We start from the raw sequence: 22,602 nt of genomic DNA, 5'->3' as shown, positions 1-22,602 counted from the left end.
AAATATTAGATTAGTTGTATTAATCGGTCAAATATCATGCAGAATTATCTATTCAACATTAATAGCTCTAAAAGTGTTTGTTTACCCAAATTACAGTATCAAAAGTTATCCCCTACTCATCCCTCGAAACAAGGACATGGATTCTCCTTAATAGAGTTATTGGTGACTATCGCCATCGCGGGTCTTATAATTGCTATTTCACTACCTAACTTAGGTAGTTTCATTGCTCAAGTGCGCGTAGATAATGAGGTTTCAGAACTTCAGCGATTATTGCTGACAACCCGAAATGCTGCAATTAACTCGGGGGAAGATGCCACTCTTTGCCCGCTCCCTCTTGTCCCTACTGTCCCAGCTAGCTGCAAAGTGAGTAATGATTGGACAGGAAACATTGGCATTATATCTGTCGATGGGGTAATAAAAGAGAGAGAACCTATTCAAGCTGGTGATAAGCTTGACTTCACATTTAATAGTGTGACTTACAACTCTAGCGGGCAGTTAAATACTAATATCGGTGAGTTACGGCTATTTAGCTACTGCCCCAAAGATTTTGCCGATTTTTCTCGCGGTGTTGCGTTATCCTTATCAGGTCGAGCCTATTTAAGTTCTGAAGTTAATGGTGTAGAGAAAGATAGGCAAGGTAATGTTATTTCATGTAATTAGCGTATTTATAATTGATTAATTATTTATTAAAAAAGCGATATTCCCTAGGGAGTATCGCTTTTTTATAAACAAAACATCTCTTTAACGAGGGGTCATCCTATCTAGCGACCGAGCCTTGATACTTGTAAATTTCTCCTTATCCAATACACACTCAAAAGCTCGATATACTTTTATTTTGTCAGGAGACTTCTGAGTTGATACTTTCTTCCCAACGATACTATTAGTTAACAGAGATAATTTTTCAGGTTTAATACGATGAAATATAATAGTCTCGTTACCGCCGACTAGAACAACATGGCATTTAGCTGTTACTTTTTTACCTTTATCAATGTTTTTTTTATCCCCCCCCTCATTTGACAATGCCGCATGAGCAGAAAAAACAGACAACGTAAGTACACAACAGATTGATATAATAAAATTATTCATATTATCCTTCCCAACAGGCAATTGGTAACTTTTTACCTGTATCAGTTATTGTAATGTTCAAACACCCTGCATCTTGAGTTGCTTGTGTTCCTTGTGCCGTTGCCGTTAACGTAAAAGTACTGTTCACAACCGCTGATGAAATTTTATAATACCCGCTTGGCGTTTCCCACTCTGTAGCACTACCAACACCGAGCTCACTGACATTCGCCGTATAGGCTCGACTATCAACAAATAACTGCTCTTGTAAATTCGCCAAGCGAACCAGCTCTCTAGGTGCTTCTGCTCGATTAGAACGCACCACAAAATCACTATAAGAAGGGTAAGCAACAGCGGCTAAAATCCCCATAATAGCAACAGTTATCATTAATTCTATAAGGGTGAACCCTCTCGTAACATTCCATTTGCTCACACTTATACTTTTACCACTATTTAACATAAGTCTAATCCTCCGTAATATATAGGTAAGTTCTTAGCGTTTGCAATGTAAACCCTACAGGTACAATTTTACGACCCACGATGATATTACCAACAGATTCTTCAATGCCCGTTACGGAGTTAATCTGCTTAGTAACAATCAGAGTAGGGGCTCCCAAAAATTGTTCACTTATAAACGCAATTGTATCTTCTCTATTTTTTGGATCTTCATCTTTCCAATTATACTTACTAATTCCTAAAGACAAATCAACAGCATATAACCAACCCTGTCCACTTGGCAATTCACATGCCTCAGAATCTACAATTAAAGACGGTGGTGTGAATGTTGTAAAGTAAACAACATTATTAATGACTAAGGCTGTAGATGTGCTTTTTTCACCTAATTGTTCTAATTTTATCTTCCAACCAGACGCCAAACTAACCTCTAACAATAATTCCTCTTTTGCCTTAGTTTGTGTATCGGTTAAATTCAAGCTTGAAAATTCAGCAAAAGGGTTGTTAGTGTAATCCGCTAAATCCCCTATTCTAATAACCGTTGGAATAGCTGGCACACTACTTTCAGTGAATTGAAGAGTCCTTATATTACTATCTTTAATCATAAAGAACGTATCCTTATTAGTATCAATTCCCATAGGATTTGACCTATCTCCACTGCCTATCAATACGGCATCATAAGGGACATCTTGTTTGACGATAATGGCTTTATCATCCGAATCTTTTTTACCAGAATCAATGGTTTCGGTTATATAAGCTCTAACTACTGAAGGTTCGCTAAAAAAACGTCTATCATCAATAATATTTGCATCTTCACCAGGACCGAATTCTGCTAACTTAAATACAGAAAATTTAGTTCCATCATCTCCTGGCATATCAATACGCCAGACATTGCCACCTGTATCGCCTGCATATAATCGATCAGTTAACCCATCACCATCACTGTCTAGCGTAGCAATACTTGATGGAATACTATCGGTCCCAGCGAAAACAGTGTCTCCAGTAGGGCCTAAATCCCATAATAATGCCCCTGTTAGAGCATCAACCATAAAAATAGCTTTACCCTGACTATCAGCTCCGTTAATACCACCAATAGAATGAGAGTCCTTAGCTGGATCATAGCCCCCACCAAAAATCAATGATGGTTTAGCCGTATCCCCATCCAGGTTCAATTTTGAATATATTATTTTTGGCTGAGACCACGTTTGTCCTAGCTCTTGAAATGGGCTACCAGTTTCCCCTCCCTTAATAGTCCACATAACAAAGGGTTCCGTAGGTATTGTAACATCCATTGCATAATAAGAATTACCACCTCTACGATAACCAAAGAAAAGCCATACTTTATCATCGCCATTCACAACACCATCCCCATCGTGGTCAACAATATGTGAAGTAATAAGGCCATCGATACCGTAAACTTTATCGTCTGAGGTTAGATTAGAGCGTAATGAGTTAATATTAGAGAGGAACTCTTTAGGCATAAATGCCCAAGTTTCTGCTATAGTGTCGTCATTATCTTTAAACATGTGTAGTACACCGTGATTAGTACCTACGACAATATAAATATTATCATCACCATAATTGATAACAACTGGCTTAGAATGTAAAGGGTCACCAAAAACATCAGGTCGAATATCATCGGTATTTTCATCCTCATTATCATCATCAGAGTCCAACCCGTTTATCCAGTTAAGGTTTCCTTCTATAGCAGCCTGATCATCTGCTACATCTAGCGCTGCAGCTAAATCACTTTGTGAAGGATACACAGTACTAGTACTTGCGATAGCATAAGTTAATGCAACCATTTTATTACCAGAACCGACGGGATTAGCAGGGCCTATGTCACTTTTAATCTCTCTAGCAGCTTTTGTTCTAAGCATTTCAGCAACGCCGCCTTTGGACACAGTATCTCCATCAACACTGCTTGACCAGTAACTTTGTACCTCATCTGAAAAGTGCCCTGTTGATTGGTCTATTGCTGGAAGTTCATTAGCTCCTTCTTGAACGCCATCAATCACTTTATATTTTTTGATATTACCTTGCCATCTAGGACCTCTACTTGGCTGAAACATAGCATAGTACACAGAATCTAATGTTTCAGTTCTATCAAAGTTATTTGAGGCTACAGAGGCCGAAGTCAAGCTATCATTACTAGGTTCTATATTGCTAAGAAAATTAGTAAATGCCTTAATTAACGAAGAAGAATCATTGGCATAGACATATTGCCCTCCCCCTAAGTCAGCGGTTTCAGTAAGTAGAGGAGCGGCATCTCTTTCTGCATCTTCACCAAAGCCGATAGTGTGTATTTCAGCTATTTGCTTTCCATCAAGACTAAGATTCAAGTCATTTGTATTCATCCAGCCAGCGAGTGCAGCTAAATAACTGTATTGCCCGTCGAATGCAGCATCAGCTGTACCAACCGTAAAGGCATCTGCTATTGAAATACTATCTTGACCTGTTACTACGGGGAGTTCAAAAATATCATCAACAGCTTCCATGTCATAACTCGGCGCACCATCAGTTATAATTACCACGTATACTTTGTCTGAACATGCTGAAAATGGGCTTTGATATACTTCACTTACTTCTACGCCTACACTTGAATCTCTAATGGGTAGAGCACCTCCACTTTCTTTACCATAAAGAACTGTCTTACCACCAAGGTATCGAGATGCCTCATACAAAGTTTCGCACAATGGTGTCCAAGTATCTCCATTCAAACCATCAATTAAAGCTAATATGTCAGCTTTAGCGTCTACGGTTGTTTCTTGAATACCATGAACAACACGACCGCCATTTAAATTGTTATCAGCACCATTAACTTTTCTTGAATTGGGATTAAACACCATTAAACCAAAATCTACATTGGGGGTTGTGTTAATTATGGTGGTCACACTTTCTTTCGCAACATCTAACCGCGTCTTGTTCACAGTGGGTATACCACCATCACCAGGGGTTTCCTCTACATCGGCTTGGAGCCATCGGAGGTAATTATCCGTATAAAGTGTAATAGCTTGGCCTGCCCATGAAACGTCAGAAGGATCGCCATAGTATACGGGAGTCTGTTTATTACCCTCCCCATTTACAGGGTAACCCGAAGGAAGACTTTCTCCTGCTTTAGTGGTACCTGCATTGGTTTTACCTGCATCTATATCAGTGTTCAGCACATCAGCTTCACAATCTATGATGTTTATATTCGCACCATTATTGTCAGGAATATCTTGCCAACTACCATGGTGTCCTGAAAATGTATACTCTTTTATATGTCCGGTATAGATCCCTTCTGTTTCAAGTATACCTCGCGCTACCTCACAACTATTGATGGATTCAAGAAATCGGCGCACTTTAACATTATTACTAGCAACAGTATCAACTATGGGTATACTCGCACCATCAATCCCGCCTTTAGAAAAGTAGATGAATTTATCAGATAAAGCGTTTAGACTTCCAACAGCTGGATATGGATTTTCAGGATCATTAACATATCCTGCCTTATATTCCGCGGTGTGATCACTCATACTACCGGAGTTATCAAATATAATGAGTACTTTAGGCCTAGTTTTACTTTGTTGAGCGGTCTCACCAATATAGAGCTCGATATCTTCACTAAAACTACTCGTAGAAACCAGTAATAAAAAAACCGTAACACAACTGGTAAGTAGATTGATAACGACTTTAACGGCCCTATTTCTATCCTTTGATAAATTCATTTTAACTCTCCAAATCCGGTATGCGCTACAATGTTAATGGCTAAATTTAAAAACAATCTCATTAGATTGCTCCTTTACTTCAATAGTTGCTGTGCTATGCCTGAGTCAGCTGAGATGTTACTATTGCCTGTTCGTCCATAGGTACGGTTAGTATTCACTCTTAAGATATTACAACTGAATACCTCTGTAGATGACGCTAACTTAAGGTGGGGACAAGCAATATCAATATTAAATTGATTGTTTGCGACATTGACCGTCGCCGTTGAGCTTGTTGTTGTTCCTGATAGTAAGTCGGCCGAAGCGATTGGAAAATTATCACCTGATATAGGTTTAGCAAATCTATTGGTTTTCCCTGGAGCTACTTGATTAAAAATAACTTCATCAATAGCGCTAACAACTTCTTGAAGTGCTACAACTTTTTCTTCACTCGCCCCAGACATTTTCATATCTGTTGTACTATTTTGCATTAGCGCCGCAGCTACAGCAGTTAATGCGACTAAAAAAACAAGAGACACAACGAGAACTACGCCGTTTTGATTCGCTATATTGGGTGAATTTTTCATGTTTACCTCACTTGTCATTTTGCTTACGTTACTCATTACCACGATTCAACACTATTATTGTACAAAGTGATTGTAGAACTAAAAAGTAAACGGCGGTAATTATCATTTGGCTTAAAGGGTAAGTCATTCCCCAGTTGGTAAGAATTAGTATTAGTATACTTATTGTCAGGTCTGATTCCGCGAGCTAACACAAAAACCTTAACAGCTAATACTCTAGTGCCGCCAGTATTATCCCATAAATCTTGGGTCATATTAGTAGCAGAAATAAAGGTATCAACAATGCCATAACCTGGCTGAGTTGGATCAGTATCGGTATCTACGCCATACATAAAGCGGATTCTTTCAATTCCATCAATTATAGGCGAAAAGCTCATCTTAAAATTAGCCAAGCGCCCTTGCATTAAAACAGGCACATAACCATTTCCATCTGACTCTTCCCTGACATAATAAACATGATGCTGATATTGCCATAACCTTGAGTTATCAATTTCAGGAACAGCTGCATCAGCTCGAAACACGGCGCCGGAGGCTAAATTTGATGTTAAGTAATAATTCCCAGCGCTTACAGCAGCAACGGGATTAGAAATAACTCTTTTCAATTGAATAACATCTGAGCCAGTCATAATCCGAGTGTTATCAGCCATAGTCAAACAGGTTAGTGGCTTGAGTGATCCGGCAACAATCGTTTTCCCCCATAGCGTTCGAAAAGGACCTACCGCTTGAGGGAATGTTGCGTTATTCACCCCTTCCCCTACACAGTCGCCTCCCGGTTGAGCAGGAGTAGCAATTAAATTACTCTGGCTAAAGGTTCCGGAAAGGTCTCCCCAAAAATTTTGCCTTAGTAAGTCGTCAGTCAAAACACTAACGGCAAATCGACCGTTCTCTTGTAATTCACCATAACTCGAAGTTTCAGCTGTAGTAGAACGCATGCCAACAAAAACACTCATAACACCAGCAAAAATAACTAAACCAATAGATAATGAGACCATTAGTTCAACTAGAGTAAACCCTTTTGAAGTATGACGTACACGCCCTACCATTAAATCATTCATATTTAGCCTACTACCCTAAAGTTTTATATAATGAACGCTTGAACTACAACTTGGCGACTTTTTCCACTTGCAGCAGCTAAAGCACCGCAACTTCCATTTTTAGTGCTGTCTTTTATTTTCTGCCTTCCTTGCCAGCTAACAACAACTGTATAGGCGTTTTTAACGATATTACCAGCTACATCCACACCTGCTATAATACAGCCCCTGCCACCGATTAAACCTCCTACATTGACAGTGCCTGCAGTAACATTACCGCCCATAAGTGCCAATTCCCACTCATACCGGTCGTTCTTAATCATATCCACAATGCTGGCATCATCTATATATTTTCCTTCGCCATAATCGCTTTTTATATATTCCCTTAGTGCTAAATCTGGGTTTACCGATGGTGTTTGTGTACGCATTCTAGCAATGATATCTTGTGCCAAACTTGAAGCTAAAGAACGCTGCATGGCATCAAAACTGCCCTGTTTCGCAGTAATTTGCATTGCAACAGCACCTAAAATACCCGTTACCATTATGACCAAAGCGATAAGAACCTCAAGAAAGGTCATGCCACGTTGAGTACTTTTCAAACTAGCTACTATTGAATAATTATTCATATTTACTCCATAAGGGAAATGAATCAATTTTATAGAAAAATAAAGGGGATAAAACGGTAACATTGGATAAGTGTAGAGAAAAATTCACTGAGGGAGCATAACTGTAAGACTGTAAAAATCGATTAAGATTATCGGAGAGAAAACCAAGGAGGCTTGGATTCAATTTAGATTGTAGTCGCATAATTTACTACCCTACCATTTCCATGGTTATAACACAGCCGTACTGATATTCAAAAATCAGCACAACCTATTAAGAGTAGCATCCTAACACTTCACCATTATTTTTTTAATGTTTACAGCGACTACTCACGGCTCTAATCTAACCAATAATTAGCCAATGCATAAAACGCATGGTTAACAATAAGATATAGACTAATAATACAAATCAACCGACAACCGTACATTAACACCATGCCCACAAGCTTTGCAACAAGGTATTAACATAACGAATTATTTAACTTTCTGCTGGTAGATTAAGACTAGCGCAATTCAATGGGTACTGCAAACACTATGCTCTCTTCTTTTCCAGGATGCTCTATAACTTGATGACCACCATGTGTTTTTAGTGCTTCAACAACTTGTTTTATTAGTATTGCAGGCGCTGATGCACCTGCGGTTACTCCCACTTTATTAACGTCTATCAACCAGTCTGTTTCAATATTATCTGCTGTATCAATTAAGTAAGAGGTGACGCCCATTTTACTTGCCAGCTCTTTAAGTCGATTAGAGTTCGAACTGTTTTTTGCGCCAACGACCAACATAAGATCAACTTTATCTGCTATTTCTCGAACTGCATCTTGGCGATTTTGAGTCGCATAGCAAATATCATCTTTACGTGGCCCTTCAATTAATGGGAATTTAGCTTGCAGAGCTGATATTACATCCATAGTATCATCTACAGATAAAGTGGTTTGGCTACAGAAATACAGTTTTTCTGGGTTTTTAACCACTAAATTCGCAACATCATCAGGAGATTCAACTAAGTAAATACCTGCAGAGTCACTGCTATATTGTCCCATAGTCCCTTCAACTTCTGGATGCCCTGCATGTCCGATAAGAATACATTCAATATCCTTACGGCTAACACGAGAAACTTCCATGTGAACTTTTGTTACCAACGGACAAGTGGCGTCAAATACTTTTAATTCTCTAGATTTTGCTTCTTGTCTTACCGCTTTCGATACACCATGAGCACTGAAAATAACGGTATTATCATCAGGTACTTCATCAAGCTCATCAACAAAAATAGCGCCACGTTCTTTTAGGCCATCTACAACAAATTTATTATGCACAACTTCATGACGAACATAGATAGGAGCGCCAAATAAATCTAAAGCGCGCTCAACAATACTTATGGCTCTATCAACACCCGCACAAAAACCACGAGGGTTAGCTAAAATAATTTCCATACTTTTCCTTCAAAATAAGCGACAACAACGACTCACTGATACCAATTAATTTAATTAATGGTTCAACTTCACTTCAACATAAGCAATGATAATAAATTATCAAAAACAAGGCACTTGAGCAATAGCTAGCTATTGGGTTAGAAAGTAACAATGTTATTGAATAATTTGAGCTCTTTTAAAGATCACTGAGTAGTTTTATTGGGATTACATTATATCAATGAAACTCATTAATTATATATATTTTAACTGATGATGTTTTATTGACACAACTGAAGATGAATTAAATGATAAGGAGAATGGAAGTAATAATGAGGAAAGGTGAAATGAATAGGGCTAGCTTGATTCAAGCTTGCCCTATTAAATGATAGTAATGGAGTATCCGAATTATAAACCTAATTTCTTAAATTCTTTCGCAACTACTTCACTTGGTAGTGGTATGTAGCCATCTTTCTCAACAATTTCTTGTCCTGATTTAGAAAGAATCATTTTCAAAAATTCTGCCTCCATTGGAGGAAGGGCCTTATTTGGATGCTTGTTAACATAAACATATAAATAACGTGATAGTGGATACTTACCTGAAATAGCATTTTCCATATTCGCTTCAATAAAGGTAGTTCCTTTTTTAGCTAAGGGTAAAGCACGTACGCCAGAAGTTCGGTAACCTATACCTGAATATCCTATGCCATTAAGTGAAGCAGAAACAGATTGTACTACTGATGCTGAACCAGGTTGTTCATTAACACTGTTTTTAAAATCACCTTTACATAACGCTTTCTTTTTAAAGTAACCGTAGGTGCCAGATACTGAATTTCGACCGTAAAGTTGTACATCTTTTCCTGTCCAAACACCGTCTAAACCAAGGTCACCCCAACGGTCAATATCTTTATCCGCGCCACATTTTCGATTATTAGAAAAAACAGCATCAACTTGTGCAATTGTTAAGCCTTCTAATGGGTTATCTTTATGAACAAAAACAGCTAAAGCATCAATTGCTACTCTTACTCGGGTAGGTTTATAACCGTAACGTTTTTGAAATGCTTCAATTTCGCGCATTTTCATTTTTCGGCTCATTGGGCCAAGGTTTGCGGTTGCTTCCGTTAATGCTGGTGGCGCAGTAGATGATCCCGCAGCTTGAATTTGTATATTCACATTTGGGTAAGTGCGCTTAAAGTCTTCAGCCCAGAATGTCATCATATTTGCTAAGGTATCAGAGCCTACTGAAGAGACATTACCTGAAATACCACTAACTTTTTTATACTCGGGTAACTTTTCATCAAGCGCTGCTGCTGAAAAACAAATTAGACTTGATAAACTTATAATACTTATAACTTTCTTTAAACTCATGGTTATCTCCGGTAAGAGTTTGAACTATTTAATTGTTCACACTATACGAAGTGAACATGACAATTATATGGATGTTTTATGACAGAATTATGACGAGCAATAAGAAGATAATATCAACAAGCTAATTAAGGGGAGATGAACTCGATGAGAATGTGATTAAAATACGCTTAATTGAGTAAGAAGATGATATTACGATTGGCAATAATGTCATTCTGGATATTTTAAATAATCATAGAGTTAATCTAATGTATATCATCTATTAATTATTCTTAAGTAACAGATAGAGTGCTTGAGTCAAAACAGATTGAGAATTCACTTCCCTGCCCCCAATGGCTGTTAATTACTAATTCAGCTTGATGGTGATGTAAAACATGTTTCACTATTGCTAACCCTAAACCCGAACCACCAGTATCTCTCGAACGAGATCTATCTATACGATAAAAGCGCTCAGTCAAACGATTAAGATGCTCTGGTTTAATACCATCACCATTATCTTTGACTGAAAAAATAGCTTTATTATCTATTAACAGCCAACTCACCTCAATACAGCCTTTAGGTGGAGTATAAGCAATAGCATTAGATAGAAGGTTGGCACAAGCACTCTTCAATTCAGTTTCAGAGCCTAAAACACAAATATCCGTAGAAATATTCAGGCTAATTTGGTGCTGTTTATCCTGGTTAAGCCAAGTGACTTCATCAACTAATGTTCGAATTAATTGTGCCATATTGATGCATTGCTTCTCATCACCACTATTATTTTCTACTTTAGCTAAATTAAGTAATTGTTCAACTAAACGATCCATACGAGAGACTTGCCCTTCAATAGTCTGAAAAGCTTTTTGCCAAATAGGTTCAAATGTTTCCTGGGAAGCTTGAATCATTTCAACATATCCGCGAACAACGGTTAAAGGTGTTTTTAACTCATGTGAGACATTGGCAACAAAATCACGCCGCATATCCTCTAAACGCTGGAGGTTAGATATATCTCTTGCTAGAAGTAATACATGTTCGCTGCCATAAGCCATAAGGCGTATTTCAAGTTGTACATCAGAATGAAAGGGAGAGATTAACAAACAAGGGTACTCAAAATTCTCGTTTGCTAAATAATCTGAAAATTCAGGTGCTCTCAGTAAGTTATCTATCCGTAAACCAAAGTCATCCGGCCAACGAACCCCCAGAAGGCGTTGGGCTTTTTTATTACCCCACTCAATGGTCAGTTCCTCAGATAACATTAATGCCGCATCAGGCAGTGCTTCTGCGCCATCACGAAAACGGCGTATTTTTTCGTTTAATTGCTTTTGCTTATTACGCTGCTGTTTAACTTGCCTATATAAACCATCATATAAATACCCCCACACCCCTTTTGCTTGTGGAGGAGATAAAGCTTTCGACTGCCAAAGCCAATTGATCAGTTTAAATAAATGATGATAATGCCAAACCAATAAAAATATGCTGGTGGCAAGCATGGCTAGCAAAACATAATCAAATAACCAGCCAACAAAAGCACTGGTGACTAATAAGCCCATTAAGCGATAAATAATATTTATAAAAGATAAACGGAAGTGCATACTTGTCTAATTAATTTCCAACAGAGAAAAAGCTACAGTGAACTGACTTTTTTTAATTTACTTGAAAAGCGATAACCGGCCCCACGGACAGTTTGCACAAAGTCTTCATGTCCTTCACCTGAAATGGCTTTACGTAAGCGTCTGATATGAACATCAACAGTGCGGTCTTCAACGTAAATATTGGTGCCCCAAACATTATCTAATAACTGTTCACGTGAATATACTCGTTCCGTATGGGTCATGAAAAAGTGCAATAAACGAAACTCCGTTGGTCCTAAATCTAAGCTATTACCGTTAATAGCAACACGATGGGCAACAGGGTCAAGCTTTAAGCCATGAAAATCAACTTCTTCTTCAAGAGATGTTGGAGAAACACGGCGAATAACAGCTTTTATGCGTGCAATAAGCTCTTTAGGTGAAAAAGGCTTAGTTACATAGTCATCAACTCCGGCTTCAAAACCTTTTACTTTATCATCCTCATCACTTCTTGCTGTCAGCATAATAATGGGGATATTACGTGTGTATTCATTTTGTTTTAGCTTTTTCGCGAGCGCAACGCCAGTGCCACCAGGTAACATCCAATCTAGTAATATTAAATCAGGATAAGGATCATGAATTTTTGCTAATGCTTGGTCAATGTCACTGGCTTCAATAGCATTAAAACCATTTTGATCTAATACAAAGCTAATCATCTCCCTGATAGGGGTCTCATCCTCAACAACTAAAATTTTTCGACTCATGTATACATCCTAATAATATGACTAGCTGATTGAATCTATTGTTTGCAAAGCAAACATTAACAAAAGATTACACTTGATAAGTTATTGTGCAGAAGTTAAGTGACAGTTTTATGACAAAAGTGAAAATATCAATAAAGCTTATCGTTTTACCAAGCATAAATATATAAAAAAGCCATTAACCCACAGTAAGTTAACGGCTTTGTTTGAATTAAAAATTAAATATAAAGGTAATATTTAGAATTTTTGTTCCATTCCAATAGCAAAATATTTCCCTGCATCAGAGAACTTATAGAAATTACCATCATTCCCTTTAACGATATTCCCTTCTCTATCAGTATACCAAGCATACACCTTAGTCTTTTTACCTAATTTATAATCAGCACCGATACTAATGGCATCAGCCCCAGCAAATTCTTGATATTCAACTTTAGTAAGCACTTTACCTATTTTATAAGATAGATTAGCAGCATAACCTGTTTCAGATTTCCCCGTAGTAACAACTTCAGTATCAACGAACATAGCCCCCAAGCGTAAATCACCAATTTGATACATACCTGTTACACGTGTATTAGCTAAGGGCTCGGTTGTAGAAATAGAGTCTCCTCCTCCGTCAACCCCCTTAAATTTAACTGGCATATTTTCATCATGAGCAACTGATAAGAAAAAATCGGTTTTTTTCAAGTTTAAATCACCAAAAAAAACACCTACTGAATATGGATCATCGGCTTCATGATCATCAGAAATAATATAACTGGTTAATACTTGGAAATGTTTAAAAACAGGAGATTTATAAGTTATAGAATCGGCCACTCTATTTTCCCCTATGAAAAGATGTTTCAAATCACCTTCATAATCATTAAACAAATCAAACTTACCTTGAGATACTTTCAAAGTAGTGTCTGATCGACCAACAGTAAGCTCTCCAAAGTTACCTTTGACACCAACCCATTGATTACGAGCCGTTAGCGTATCTTTACTATCATCATTAACATTGACTTGCCATTCCAGTTTATAAATAGCAGTTAAGCCATTATCTAAATAATATTTACCTTTTACACCAACCCGAGAAGCATTACTTTTTAGCTCATTAAATGATTCACCTTTTTCTTCAGTGGCTTGTAATGAAATATTCAACTTTCCGTAAAAGTCAATAACCTCTTTATTTTCCTGCTTTTTGCTAATTGCGTCATCGGCAGCAAATGTAGGTAATGTTAATAAAGAACAAACAGCCATTGTAATACAGCTTTTAATCAGTTTCATGGGTATTCCTAATAAGTAAATTTTAAATTATCTGTAAGGGCATTAATAGATAGTACTTTACAATATGAAGATTACACTTTTGTTACAACTGTAAAGTTAAATTCATAAAAAACACCTATAACTGTCATGGTATCTATTTATATAAAATAATGTTTCAATTGAATTAAACAAGAAATTATTATAATTTTAGACTATATAATTTATTTTCGCGCACTTTATAAAAGATTCACTAGAATTAACTGTAAGTTCCTAAAATCACCTAAAAGACACCTAAAAGATAACTGATATGAAAATAACCAGCATATCGCGTAAGCTATTAACAAGAGTCCTCTCTGTTTATTTTATTTTAACGGTCAGTGTTACTGGCATTCAAATTATTGCTGAATATTTTAATACCAAAAGTCATATCAATAGTGAACTTCTCACCTTACAAAAAACAATTAGTGGTAGCTTAACGCGTGCTGTTTGGGAACTAAACACTCAACAAGCTGTTGATATTTCTGAAGGTTTAATAGCTATCCCTATGATACAAGGGATAACCGTAACAGATGAAGCCAATAATGTTATTACTCAACTTGGTGAAGTACTTACCGTTACTAACCTAGCTGCGCAAGAGAACTATAATGAACATCAGAGTATTAGCTCGTTAAGCGATGGGCTATTCGGCCACTCTTTTCCGCTGATATTTGAGTTTTCAGGACGAACTACAACCGTTGGAACCGTTACCTTACTCTCGAGTAATGATGTTATTTTTAGCCGCATCGAAGTAGGAATTTATTTTCTCATCGGCAACGCTATTGTCAAAACCGCTTTTCTGGTGTTCTTATTCTCATTGGCTTTTACAAAATTATTAACTGATCCGCTAAAAGACTTAACTAACCAAATGAAACAACTTGATCTCCATGATCCTGAAGCATCTAAATTTCATAGTATGAACGATGAAAGAAATGAACTTGATGTTTTAGAGGATGCTTACAATAATCTTATTGATGAACTAGTTGAATTTAAAGACAAACTTTCTTTATCGCAACGAGAAACTAATTTGGCAAATGACAAATTAGATGAACAAAATTTATTACTTGAGCAGGAAGTAGCAAGAAAAACCTCTACGTTAAGTAGAACGTTATTAAAAATGGAAGTTCAACAAAAAGAAATGCTAGCACAGCAGCACCAACTAGAAGGCGAGAATAACCGCCGCCGTAAAACTGAAAGTACACTGATGACCACAAATAAAGATTTAAAAAGCTCAATAATCGACCTAAGTAAAGCACGAGACAGGTTATTAGAAGCAGAGAAAATGTCATCTTTAGGACAACTCAGTGCTGAGGTTTCTCATGAAATAAATACCCCTATTGGCATTAGTATTACTTCAGCTAGCTATTTAGCTGATATTACTACTAAATTACAACAAGACATCAGCGCACAAAAATTGTCAAAGCGCACCATTGACAGTTTTATAGGTAATGCACAACAAAGTATCGAATTGCTATCCAGTAACTTACAAAGAGCTGCAGAGTTAATTACCAGCTTTAAGCAAGTTGCTGTTGATCAAACCAATGATAAAGTGAGATTAATCAATATTGCTAAATATCTTGATGAGATCATCCAGTCAATTCATCCTAAATTAAAGAAAACCAATCACTGTGTTAAAATAAGTTGCGATCCACATATTGAAATTTACACACACCCTGGTGCTATTGCTCAAATCATTATTAATTTAATTATCAATTCTATTATCCATGGTTTTAATAATATTAACCGCGGGATGATCAATATAGATGTGAGTATCGATCAACAAAGACTAGTTATACTGTATAAAGATAATGGTGTCGGTGTTACAGAAGAGCAGCTTGAGCAATTGTTTGACCCTTTTTATACCACTCAGCTAGATAAGGGTGGCACTGGTTTAGGCACTCATATAATTAAAAATTTAGTCATTGATACTCTTAACGGCTCAATTGACGCCTACTCAGAATCAGGTGAAGGCTTAAGCTATCGCATGACGTTACCTGACATGAGGTATAGCTAAAAGCTGCTGTCTTAACATTAGAATTCAGGTATGATAATCGCCGAAACACTCTCTTATCAGCCTAGGATTTACTTATGTGGTTTAAAAACCTTTACTTTTTTGCCTTTACTCGCCCATTTGAATGGTCTGAAGAAGACTTAGAAAAACATTTATCTGAGCACCTCTTTACCCCTCTAGGCTCTACAGAAGTTGCTCACTTTGGTTGGATTAACGCATTAGGTAAACATGGTGATACCAGTGTACATAGTGCAAACGGTAACTTTCTAGTTTGTGCGCGCAAAGAAGAAAAAATGCTTCCTGCCTCCGTTATTAAAGATATGGTTGAAGAAAAAGTCAACTTACTTGAACTAGAGCAAGGCCGTGGTGCTACGAAAAAAGAAAAAGAACAGTTCAAAGAAGATATAACGTTTGAATTACTACCTCGTGCTTTTTCTCGTATAACAGATACCCATGCTTACATAAGCCCTGTTAATAATATCATCGTTATCAATTCAAGCTCACGTGGTAAAGCAGAAGATTTATTAGCGTTATTGCGTAAAGTACTTGGCACCTTACCGGTTACCAGTTTCGAACCTGACATTTGTGCTGATGAAACCATGACTGACTGGCTAAACGAGAAAAGTTTAGGTGGTAAGTTTACTTTAGGTATGGAAGCTGAGTTTAATGCTTTAGGTGATGATGGTGCGGTTGTTCGTGTTAAAAACCAAGACCTGTTGAGTGAAGAGATTAAATCACATTTAGATGCTGATAAATACGTTGTAAAAGTAGCGTTAGAATGGGATGAATCGTTATCCTTTATTTTATGTGATGACTTAGCGATAAAACGAGTAAAGTTTTTTGATGTTATTCACGAACAAAATGATGATATCGATAGTGATGATGTAGTGGCTAAACTTGATGCAGATTTTGCACTAATGTCTGGAGAGTTAAATCGTTTCATTATCGATCTATTGGCTGAGTTTTCGATGAAGACGACTGACCTTTTAGAAAAAGATTAAACAATACCCGTTACCATTCAAAGTGCAGGATTTCAGTGGGAATTAAATTCACTTTAGGTAAGGCAAATAATTTAAGCATAGTCATTCTATGGTTTGATTATTTAACGCCGTATAAAGTCATTTAAAACCCATCGAAGAAGCGCTTGAGCAAAATCACTTCATCGTTGCTGTGATTTATAATGGCGCTACATGGATGTAGCTTATTAGAGAATGCAGGAGCATATTCTCCTGAATAACCATTATTTCATCACAGCGCCTTGAATTGAAATTGCTCAAGCACTCTGAAACTTGCATATTGATTGGTAACGGGTATATATATTTTAGCATTAAATAAAAATGGCAACTCAAGGTTGCCATTTTTATTATTATTTAATTTAAAAGTAACTTTAGTTATAATTAAATAAACATAGCCTTTACACCATCGCACATTTCTTTAAATTCATCACCTTCCATATAATCAACAGAAGGTAAAATTCCTTTCTTAGTATAATTTTTTAATAATGCCTCTTTGGTAGATTCATTTTTAAAGACATTATGATAAATAGCTCCTGCTCTTATAAAATCCAAATAATGAACTTCAGTTGGTAAAATAGTTAAATCGCTCCAACTTTCAGCTAATAAAGTAAAGTCCTCAGAAAACCCCCAACTGCGGGTAATTGCTCCCCCCACTCGTCCAGATAATTTAATAATTGCTTGCTGTAAAAAAGTAGGGTTAGCAAAAACATCAGGATGATTTTCTGCCTCAGTCAAAATAGGTAAAACACCAATATTATGTATTAATGCCGCTAATGTAATGGTGTCTAACGATAGTGAGGTACGCTTATTCTCTTTTAAATATAAATCCATCAAGCTAATCGCCACTGATGCGATATCAATAGTTTTTACCCAAGCCTTATTCATATACATAGTAACAACGTCATTATGCGAAACAAATACTTGCTCTATAGCCATTGCCGTTGCAATACTTTTAATTTGATTTAAGCCAATACGGGTTACCGCTTGCGGAACAGTTTCAACTTTAATACTACGTCCCAAGATCGCATTGTTAGCAACTTTGAGCATACCTAAAGATAAGGCTGGATCTTGCGCAATAATATCACTCATTTGATTTAAATTAATATCAGGATCATCCGCAGCACTTCTAACTTTTAATGCTACCTCCGGTAATGTGGGTAATACGAGAGTGTCTTGTTTTATCTTTTCAGTCAAAATTGTATACAGGGCATTTTCAGTTGCCATAAATCCACCTTTATTTTTATTGTGCTTACCATTAAAAGTAGCACATTTTTCTAAAAGTAATGCTTTTTATCAATGTTTTTCAAGCTAATAGCTGGGTTATCTACATTTTACCTATAACCTATTACACACATCTATCGACATTAGCTAAATAAATGTTGATCCACATCACCTTTAGCTTAATTCGAAATAGTCGCAGCAATGGCTATTGAGTATAATTTGCCGCTAATTTTTTTCGTTTTTATTCCATTTTAACTTTGAGTACCTCATGATAAAACCTGAACTTCTTTCTCCTGCCGGTAGTTTGAAAAATATGCGATATGCTTTTGCTTACGGTGCAGATGCTGTTTATGCTGGCCAACCTCGTTATTCTTTGCGGGTCAGAAACAATGAGTTTAGTTTAGAGAATATTCAAATAGGCATAAATGAAGCACATCAACTAGGCAAAAAATTCTATCTGGTTAACAACATAGCACCACATAACGGCAAGCTAAAAACCTTTCTGAAAGATATTGCACCTGTTATTGCCATGAAGCCAGATGCATTAATCATGTCAGACCCTGGCCTTATTATGCTGGCTAGAGAAAACTTTCCTGATATGCCTATTCACTTGTCAGTACAAGCAAATGCAGTCAATTGGGCAACGGTGAAGTTTTGGCAGCAACAGGGAATAGAACGTGTAATATTGTCGAGAGAACTATCCCTTGATGAAATTGAAGATATCAGATTTCATTGCCCTGAAATGGAACTAGAAGTATTTGTCCATGGCGCTCTTTGCATGGCCTACTCTGGTCGCTGTTTACTTTCAGGCTATATCAATAAAAGAGATCCCAATCAAGGAACCTGCACGAACTCCTGCCGTTGGAAGTATGATACTCATGAAGCCAAAGAAACAGAAACAGGTGATATTGTTGCTGTTAAACCGGAGTCCGTTGAAATATATATGCCAGAACAAGATATTATCGTCCCCTCACAGAAACCTATCGATGATGTCATTTTACTGCAAGAGCAAGGCCGCCCTGGTGAATATATGCCAGCATTTGAAGATGAGCATGGCACTTACATCATGAACTCAAAAGATCTACGCGCTGTAGAGCACGTTGAGCGCTTGGTTAAAATTGGTGTACACTCACTTAAAATTGAGGGACGAACTAAGTCATTTTATTATTGTGCAAGAACAGCGCAAGTTTATGGTCAAGCTATTAATGATGCCATGGCAGACAGAACATTCAATCAAAGTCTAAATACTGACTTAGAACATCTAGCACACCGTGGTTATACCGAAGGATTTTTACAACGTCATCGCCACAGTGATACGCAAAACTATGATTATGGCTATTCAAAAAGTGATACTCAACAATTTGTCGGGGAAGTGCTTGGCCGTAATGAAGAAACGGGTTTTATTGAAATTGACGTTAAAAACAAGTTCCTTACTGGTGATCTGCTTGAATTAATGACGCCCACTGGCAATCAAACATTTACCCTAAGTAATATGATTAACAGTAAAAATGGTGAGAGCATTAATGATGCAAAAGGATCAGGTCACTTTGTAGCAATTGAACTTGATACAGAATTAGATTTATCTTTTGGCATTATCATGCGCTATTTGGATGAAGGCGGTACAACTCGTCATCCATTTGCACAAAACCAAAAAGATTAATCGCTTGCCGATGATAAAAGGTCACAAGTGATATGGCATTAAAGATATTAGACTCATGTATTAATTGCGATATGTGTGATCCTGAATGCCCCAATGGTGCAATTACCCTTGGTGAAGAGATTTATGAGATTGATGTGGATAAATGTACTGAATGTATCGGTCATTATGACAAACCAACCTGCGTCAGTGTCTGCCCTATAGATTGCGTGAAACCCGATACAGATAATGTTGAAAATGAAGAGGTATTACTGGCAAAGTTTATAAGATTACATGGCTAGTCAGTGATGACATTTACAAGTATTCGCTTTGGAATGCTTGATTAGCGTACGACCGGTAATAAAAGATTATCACCGGTCGTTACTCCAACGTTTAACGCGTTGGTAATTTAATATCTTTCAAAAACTCATCAACTTCATGGTTATTCTTTAATAACATAGCTCGCGTAACAATATCTTTAGTCAAATGAGGTGCAAAACGCTCTATAAAGTCATACATATAGGCACGTAAAAAACTACCTCGTCTGAAGCCAATTTTAGTTGTACTGGCTTTAAATAGGTGACTTGCATCAATCACAACAAGGTCACTATCAATACGTTGATCAATTGCCATTGAAGCAATGACTCCAACGCCTACACCCAAACGAACATAAGTTTTTATGACGTCAGCATCTGTTGCTGTGAAAGCAATTTTAGGTTTTGCACCAGCGGCATCAAAAGCGGCATCAAGCTCTGAACGACCTGTAAAGCCAAAAACATAAGTAACAAGTGAATATTTTGCAATATCATTTATCGTTAGGTTTTGCTTTTTAGCTAATGGATGATCTGGACGAACAATAATACTGCGATTCCAGTGATAACAAGGAAGCATTACCAAATCGTTATACAAGTGTAATGACTCTGTAGCTATAGCGAAGTCTGCATCACCTTTAGCGGCCGCATCACTTATTTGTGCAGGTGTGCCCTGAGACATATGTAATGATACTTTACTATATCGTTTAATAAAGCCTTTAATAACATCAGGTAAGGCATAACGCGCTTGAGTGTGCGTGGTAGCAATACGCAATTTACCTTCATCTGGCTGAGTATGCTCTCGAGCAACAGCTTTAATACCTTCAACTTTTGAAAGAATTTGTGTCGCAATATCTATAACATCTTGACCAGCTTCTGTTACGTGTGTGAGGTGTTTACCACTACGACCAAAAATTTGAATACCTAACTCATCTTCTAGCATTCTTACCTGTTTAGAAATGCCGGGTTGTGAGGTAAATAAGCTATCTGCTGTCGCAGAAACATTTAAGTTATTGTTTAAGACTTCAACGATATAACGCAGTTGCTGTAATTTCATATAAATACTCAAGTAGCATTAAAAAATGCGAGATTTGTAATGTGCTTATGCCAAAATAATATACTTAATCGGACATTTATACCATAATAATTTTTTACTTTTTGTAAATAAAATCCCCCACTTCGCTCATATTTCATAAAGATTATTTTTTACTTAGTTATACTATATTAACAAACAGCTTTTTTTACACATTTTTCAGCTAAATCTACAACTAGTACTATGCTAAACAAAGCATTTTTTGTAGACTGCTTAGTAGTTTATTTATTCAAGAGAATCTTAAATGGTTGCTATTATTGTTGGCTTAATTATTGCCTTAATCATTATTGTTGTTGTGGTAACTTCCATTCAACAACATAAAGAAAAATTAGAAGCCGAAAAGCGCATTAAAGTATCGAAGCAAAAAGCGATTATTGATGAAAGTGAGGAGCTAATACTAAATTTAGCTAACCTGCCTAGCAACCCAAATATTATCAAAATATTAAACCGCCGTAGTTTAAATGCAGCTAAAACAATGCAAGAACTTATGCCTGTTGTAAAAGGTATTAAAAAAAGAGTACAGGAATTATCATCACGATTAAAAGCTTCGGAAGATCTGGCTGATAATCAAAGCGCTGCAGAAGAAAGCTTTACCTTGCCAGATAACGAGCAACAACTCGTTGCTATCCTACAATGTATTAAAAAATTACGTGCAGTGCTTAAGTCAGAACAAAGTAAAGGTGCTTTAGACGCACAGACCTTCTCTGCAGAAGATCAACGCTTAGCTGTCATGCAATTAAAAATCAATATTGAAAGCTTAGTTAAACGCGGTACTATGGCTTTTAATAAAGAAATGCTTGGCTCTGCTAGACAGTACTTTGAAAAAGCTTTGCAAAGTTTAGCCAGCACCACAGTAAAAAATGATTATGTAACAACTAGGCAAGCTGATGTTGCACAACAATTAGAAGATATCACTGATGCTTTAAAGCATACCAATGCCAAAGATGCCGCGAAAAAAGCAAAAAGTGAAGAGAATGAACTCGATTTATTATTTCAACCAAAGAAGAAGTGGTAGTTTATTACTTGCCCTCAAATCACATGAAGATGTTTGTTTCAGCTGATATACACAACTTCATGTGTCTTGGATATATATCGAATCATCCCAAACTTACCTAAACCATTCAAAACGATTAATGCTGTGGAAATAATTAACTCGATTAACCTCCCCTCATTTTTACGCCGAACAATGAAATCTTACGCTCTAAAGCTGTATATTAGGCAACAAGGCTGCCAGCTGAGTCGTATAGGCCGCTCTAGAAATTGGCAATTGCAAGCAACACCAAAACAATTACAATCCATAGTAACGTTTATAGAAAATGATAATGAAGTCAGCTGGCTATGGCTGTCAAAACGCCTTAAGAAAGAATACCAACACTTAAGTCATGAAAGTCTAGTAACACTAGCAAGTCGCCTTAATCCTCTGACTATCGCTGCATTGATGGCACAAACGGATTGTACATTAGCACAAGCACGAAAAGTATTAGATGAGTTAGAGGGAATAGATTAGCCTTATCTGTGCAGTTTATTGAGCACAAA

The 22,602-nt window shown here is 36.9% G+C and carries 20 protein-coding genes; 7 read left to right on the top strand and 13 right to left on the bottom strand.

The window, feature by feature from the left end:
• Positions 1–36: 36 nt before the first annotated feature.
• The gene (locus CXF85_RS01695) at positions 37–660 is read left to right on the top strand and encodes a GspH/FimT family pseudopilin (protein ID WP_101226784.1); all 624 of its coding nucleotides are present in this window, start codon (positions 37–39) and stop codon (positions 658–660) included.
• Between the two features lie 81 nt (positions 661–741).
• On the opposite strand, the gene CXF85_RS01690 is transcribed toward CXF85_RS01695, so the two are convergent.
• The 11 genes from CXF85_RS01690 to CXF85_RS01640 form a co-directional block, all read right to left on the bottom strand.
• Entirely contained in the window at positions 742–1,086 is a 345-nt protein-coding gene (locus CXF85_RS01690; RefSeq protein WP_101226783.1) for a TapY2 family type IVa secretion system protein, read from the bottom strand.
• A 1-nt stretch (position 1,087) separates the two neighbouring features.
• A complete protein-coding gene (locus CXF85_RS01685) occupies positions 1,088–1,495 on the bottom strand; it encodes a type IV pilin protein (RefSeq protein ID WP_332870678.1) in 408 nt (135 codons plus the stop codon).
• A 31-nt stretch (positions 1,496–1,526) separates the two neighbouring features.
• The gene (locus tag CXF85_RS01680) at positions 1,527–5,225 is read right to left on the bottom strand and encodes a pilus assembly protein (RefSeq protein ID WP_101226781.1); all 3,699 of its coding nucleotides are present in this window, start codon (positions 5,223–5,225) and stop codon (positions 1,527–1,529) included.
• Between the two features lie 74 nt (positions 5,226–5,299).
• Complete coding sequence (locus CXF85_RS01675; protein ID WP_232771038.1) at positions 5,300–5,788, bottom strand: PilX N-terminal domain-containing pilus assembly protein; 489 nt, start codon at positions 5,786–5,788, stop codon at positions 5,300–5,302.
• A 35-nt stretch (positions 5,789–5,823) separates the two neighbouring features.
• Positions 5,824–6,840 (bottom strand): PilW family protein, encoded by a 1,017-nt coding sequence (locus CXF85_RS01670; RefSeq protein ID WP_232771037.1) that lies wholly within the window; start codon positions 6,838–6,840, stop codon positions 5,824–5,826.
• A 23-nt stretch (positions 6,841–6,863) separates the two neighbouring features.
• On the bottom strand, positions 6,864–7,415 hold the full coding sequence (gene pilV / locus CXF85_RS01665; RefSeq protein ID WP_232771036.1) for a type IV pilus modification protein PilV: 552 nt from the start codon (positions 7,413–7,415) through the stop codon (positions 6,864–6,866).
• 506 nt (positions 7,416–7,921) lie between these two features.
• On the bottom strand, positions 7,922–8,851 hold the full coding sequence (gene ispH / locus CXF85_RS01660) for a 4-hydroxy-3-methylbut-2-enyl diphosphate reductase (protein ID WP_101226779.1): 930 nt from the start codon (positions 8,849–8,851) through the stop codon (positions 7,922–7,924).
• 384 nt (positions 8,852–9,235) lie between these two features.
• Entirely contained in the window at positions 9,236–10,195 is a 960-nt protein-coding gene (locus CXF85_RS01655) for a PstS family phosphate ABC transporter substrate-binding protein (protein WP_101226778.1), read from the bottom strand.
• Positions 10,196–10,464: 269 nt separating this feature from the next.
• Positions 10,465–11,763: a phosphate regulon sensor histidine kinase PhoR gene (phoR, locus tag CXF85_RS01650; RefSeq protein ID WP_101226777.1), complete on the bottom strand. Its 1,299-nt coding sequence runs from the start codon at positions 11,761–11,763 to the stop codon at positions 10,465–10,467.
• Positions 11,764–11,795: 32 nt separating this feature from the next.
• Entirely contained in the window at positions 11,796–12,503 is a 708-nt protein-coding gene (gene phoB / locus CXF85_RS01645; protein ID WP_101226776.1) for a phosphate regulon transcriptional regulator PhoB, read from the bottom strand.
• Positions 12,504–12,737: 234 nt separating this feature from the next.
• Entirely contained in the window at positions 12,738–13,763 is a 1,026-nt protein-coding gene (locus tag CXF85_RS01640) for a porin (RefSeq protein ID WP_101226775.1), read from the bottom strand.
• 286 nt (positions 13,764–14,049) lie between these two features.
• On the opposite strand from CXF85_RS01640, the gene CXF85_RS01635 reads away from it, so the two are divergent.
• Both CXF85_RS01635 and rdgC read left to right on the top strand, forming a co-directional pair.
• Positions 14,050–15,792, top strand: a complete 1,743-nt coding sequence (locus CXF85_RS01635; RefSeq protein WP_101226774.1) for a sensor histidine kinase — start codon at positions 14,050–14,052, stop codon at positions 15,790–15,792.
• Positions 15,793–15,866: 74 nt separating this feature from the next.
• Positions 15,867–16,790: a recombination-associated protein RdgC gene (gene rdgC / locus CXF85_RS01630; protein ID WP_101226773.1), complete on the top strand. Its 924-nt coding sequence runs from the start codon at positions 15,867–15,869 to the stop codon at positions 16,788–16,790.
• A gap of 396 nt (positions 16,791–17,186) precedes the next feature.
• On the opposite strand, the gene CXF85_RS01625 is transcribed toward rdgC, so the two are convergent.
• Entirely contained in the window at positions 17,187–18,029 is an 843-nt protein-coding gene (locus CXF85_RS01625) for an HDOD domain-containing protein (protein WP_101226772.1), read from the bottom strand.
• 265 nt (positions 18,030–18,294) lie between these two features.
• Between CXF85_RS01625 and trhP the strand changes: the two genes are divergently transcribed.
• Both trhP and CXF85_RS01615 read left to right on the top strand, forming a co-directional pair.
• Positions 18,295–19,686: a prephenate-dependent tRNA uridine(34) hydroxylase TrhP gene (trhP, locus tag CXF85_RS01620; RefSeq protein ID WP_101226771.1), complete on the top strand. Its 1,392-nt coding sequence runs from the start codon at positions 18,295–18,297 to the stop codon at positions 19,684–19,686.
• A 32-nt stretch (positions 19,687–19,718) separates the two neighbouring features.
• Positions 19,719–19,964, top strand: coding sequence for a YfhL family 4Fe-4S dicluster ferredoxin (locus CXF85_RS01615; RefSeq protein WP_101226770.1), 246 nt, complete (start codon positions 19,719–19,721; stop codon positions 19,962–19,964).
• Positions 19,965–20,055: 91 nt separating this feature from the next.
• On the opposite strand, the gene cysB is transcribed toward CXF85_RS01615, so the two are convergent.
• The gene (cysB, locus tag CXF85_RS01610; protein WP_101226769.1) at positions 20,056–21,030 is read right to left on the bottom strand and encodes an HTH-type transcriptional regulator CysB; all 975 of its coding nucleotides are present in this window, start codon (positions 21,028–21,030) and stop codon (positions 20,056–20,058) included.
• A gap of 280 nt (positions 21,031–21,310) precedes the next feature.
• On the opposite strand from cysB, the gene CXF85_RS01605 reads away from it, so the two are divergent.
• Complete coding sequence (locus CXF85_RS01605; RefSeq protein WP_101226768.1) at positions 21,311–22,081, top strand: hypothetical protein; 771 nt, start codon at positions 21,311–21,313, stop codon at positions 22,079–22,081.
• Positions 22,082–22,204: 123 nt separating this feature from the next.
• Positions 22,205–22,573: a ribosome recycling factor family protein gene (locus tag CXF85_RS01600; protein ID WP_101226767.1), complete on the top strand. Its 369-nt coding sequence runs from the start codon at positions 22,205–22,207 to the stop codon at positions 22,571–22,573.
• Positions 22,574–22,602 lie beyond the last annotated feature (29 nt).

Origin of the sequence: Colwellia sp. 75C3 (genome assembly GCF_002836255.1) — a bacterium.
Taxonomy (GTDB): domain Bacteria; phylum Pseudomonadota; class Gammaproteobacteria; order Enterobacterales; family Alteromonadaceae; genus Colwellia.
This window is presented reverse-complemented; position numbering and strand designations above follow the sequence as displayed.

What these genes read in the sequence shown, in the direction of transcription:
- CXF85_RS01695 (WP_101226784.1), top strand. Translation starts at nt 37, where the DNA reads ATGCAGAATTATCTATTCAACATTAATAGCTCTAAAAGTGTTTGTTTA.
- CXF85_RS01690 (WP_101226783.1), bottom strand. Translation starts at nt 1,086, where the DNA reads ATGAATAATTTTATTATATCAATCTGTTGTGTACTTACGTTGTCTGTT.
- CXF85_RS01680 (WP_101226781.1), bottom strand. Translation starts at nt 5,225, where the DNA reads ATGAATTTATCAAAGGATAGAAATAGGGCCGTTAAAGTCGTTATCAAT.
- CXF85_RS01675 (WP_232771038.1), bottom strand. Translation starts at nt 5,788, where the DNA reads ATGAAAAATTCACCCAATATAGCGAATCAAAACGGCGTAGTTCTCGTT.
- CXF85_RS01670 (WP_232771037.1), bottom strand. Translation starts at nt 6,840, where the DNA reads ATGAATGATTTAATGGTAGGGCGTGTACGTCATACTTCAAAAGGGTTT.
- ispH (WP_101226779.1), bottom strand. Translation starts at nt 8,851, where the DNA reads ATGGAAATTATTTTAGCTAACCCTCGTGGTTTTTGTGCGGGTGTTGAT.
- CXF85_RS01655 (WP_101226778.1), bottom strand. Translation starts at nt 10,195, where the DNA reads ATGAGTTTAAAGAAAGTTATAAGTATTATAAGTTTATCAAGTCTAATT.
- phoR (WP_101226777.1), bottom strand. Translation starts at nt 11,763, where the DNA reads ATGCACTTCCGTTTATCTTTTATAAATATTATTTATCGCTTAATGGGC.
- phoB (WP_101226776.1), bottom strand. Translation starts at nt 12,503, where the DNA reads ATGAGTCGAAAAATTTTAGTTGTTGAGGATGAGACCCCTATCAGGGAG.
- CXF85_RS01640 (WP_101226775.1), bottom strand. Translation starts at nt 13,763, where the DNA reads ATGAAACTGATTAAAAGCTGTATTACAATGGCTGTTTGTTCTTTATTA.
- CXF85_RS01635 (WP_101226774.1), top strand. Translation starts at nt 14,050, where the DNA reads ATGAAAATAACCAGCATATCGCGTAAGCTATTAACAAGAGTCCTCTCT.
- rdgC (WP_101226773.1), top strand. Translation starts at nt 15,867, where the DNA reads ATGTGGTTTAAAAACCTTTACTTTTTTGCCTTTACTCGCCCATTTGAA.
- CXF85_RS01625 (WP_101226772.1), bottom strand. Translation starts at nt 18,029, where the DNA reads ATGGCAACTGAAAATGCCCTGTATACAATTTTGACTGAAAAGATAAAA.
- trhP (WP_101226771.1), top strand. Translation starts at nt 18,295, where the DNA reads ATGATAAAACCTGAACTTCTTTCTCCTGCCGGTAGTTTGAAAAATATG.
- CXF85_RS01615 (WP_101226770.1), top strand. Translation starts at nt 19,719, where the DNA reads ATGGCATTAAAGATATTAGACTCATGTATTAATTGCGATATGTGTGAT.
- cysB (WP_101226769.1), bottom strand. Translation starts at nt 21,030, where the DNA reads ATGAAATTACAGCAACTGCGTTATATCGTTGAAGTCTTAAACAATAAC.
- CXF85_RS01605 (WP_101226768.1), top strand. Translation starts at nt 21,311, where the DNA reads ATGGTTGCTATTATTGTTGGCTTAATTATTGCCTTAATCATTATTGTT.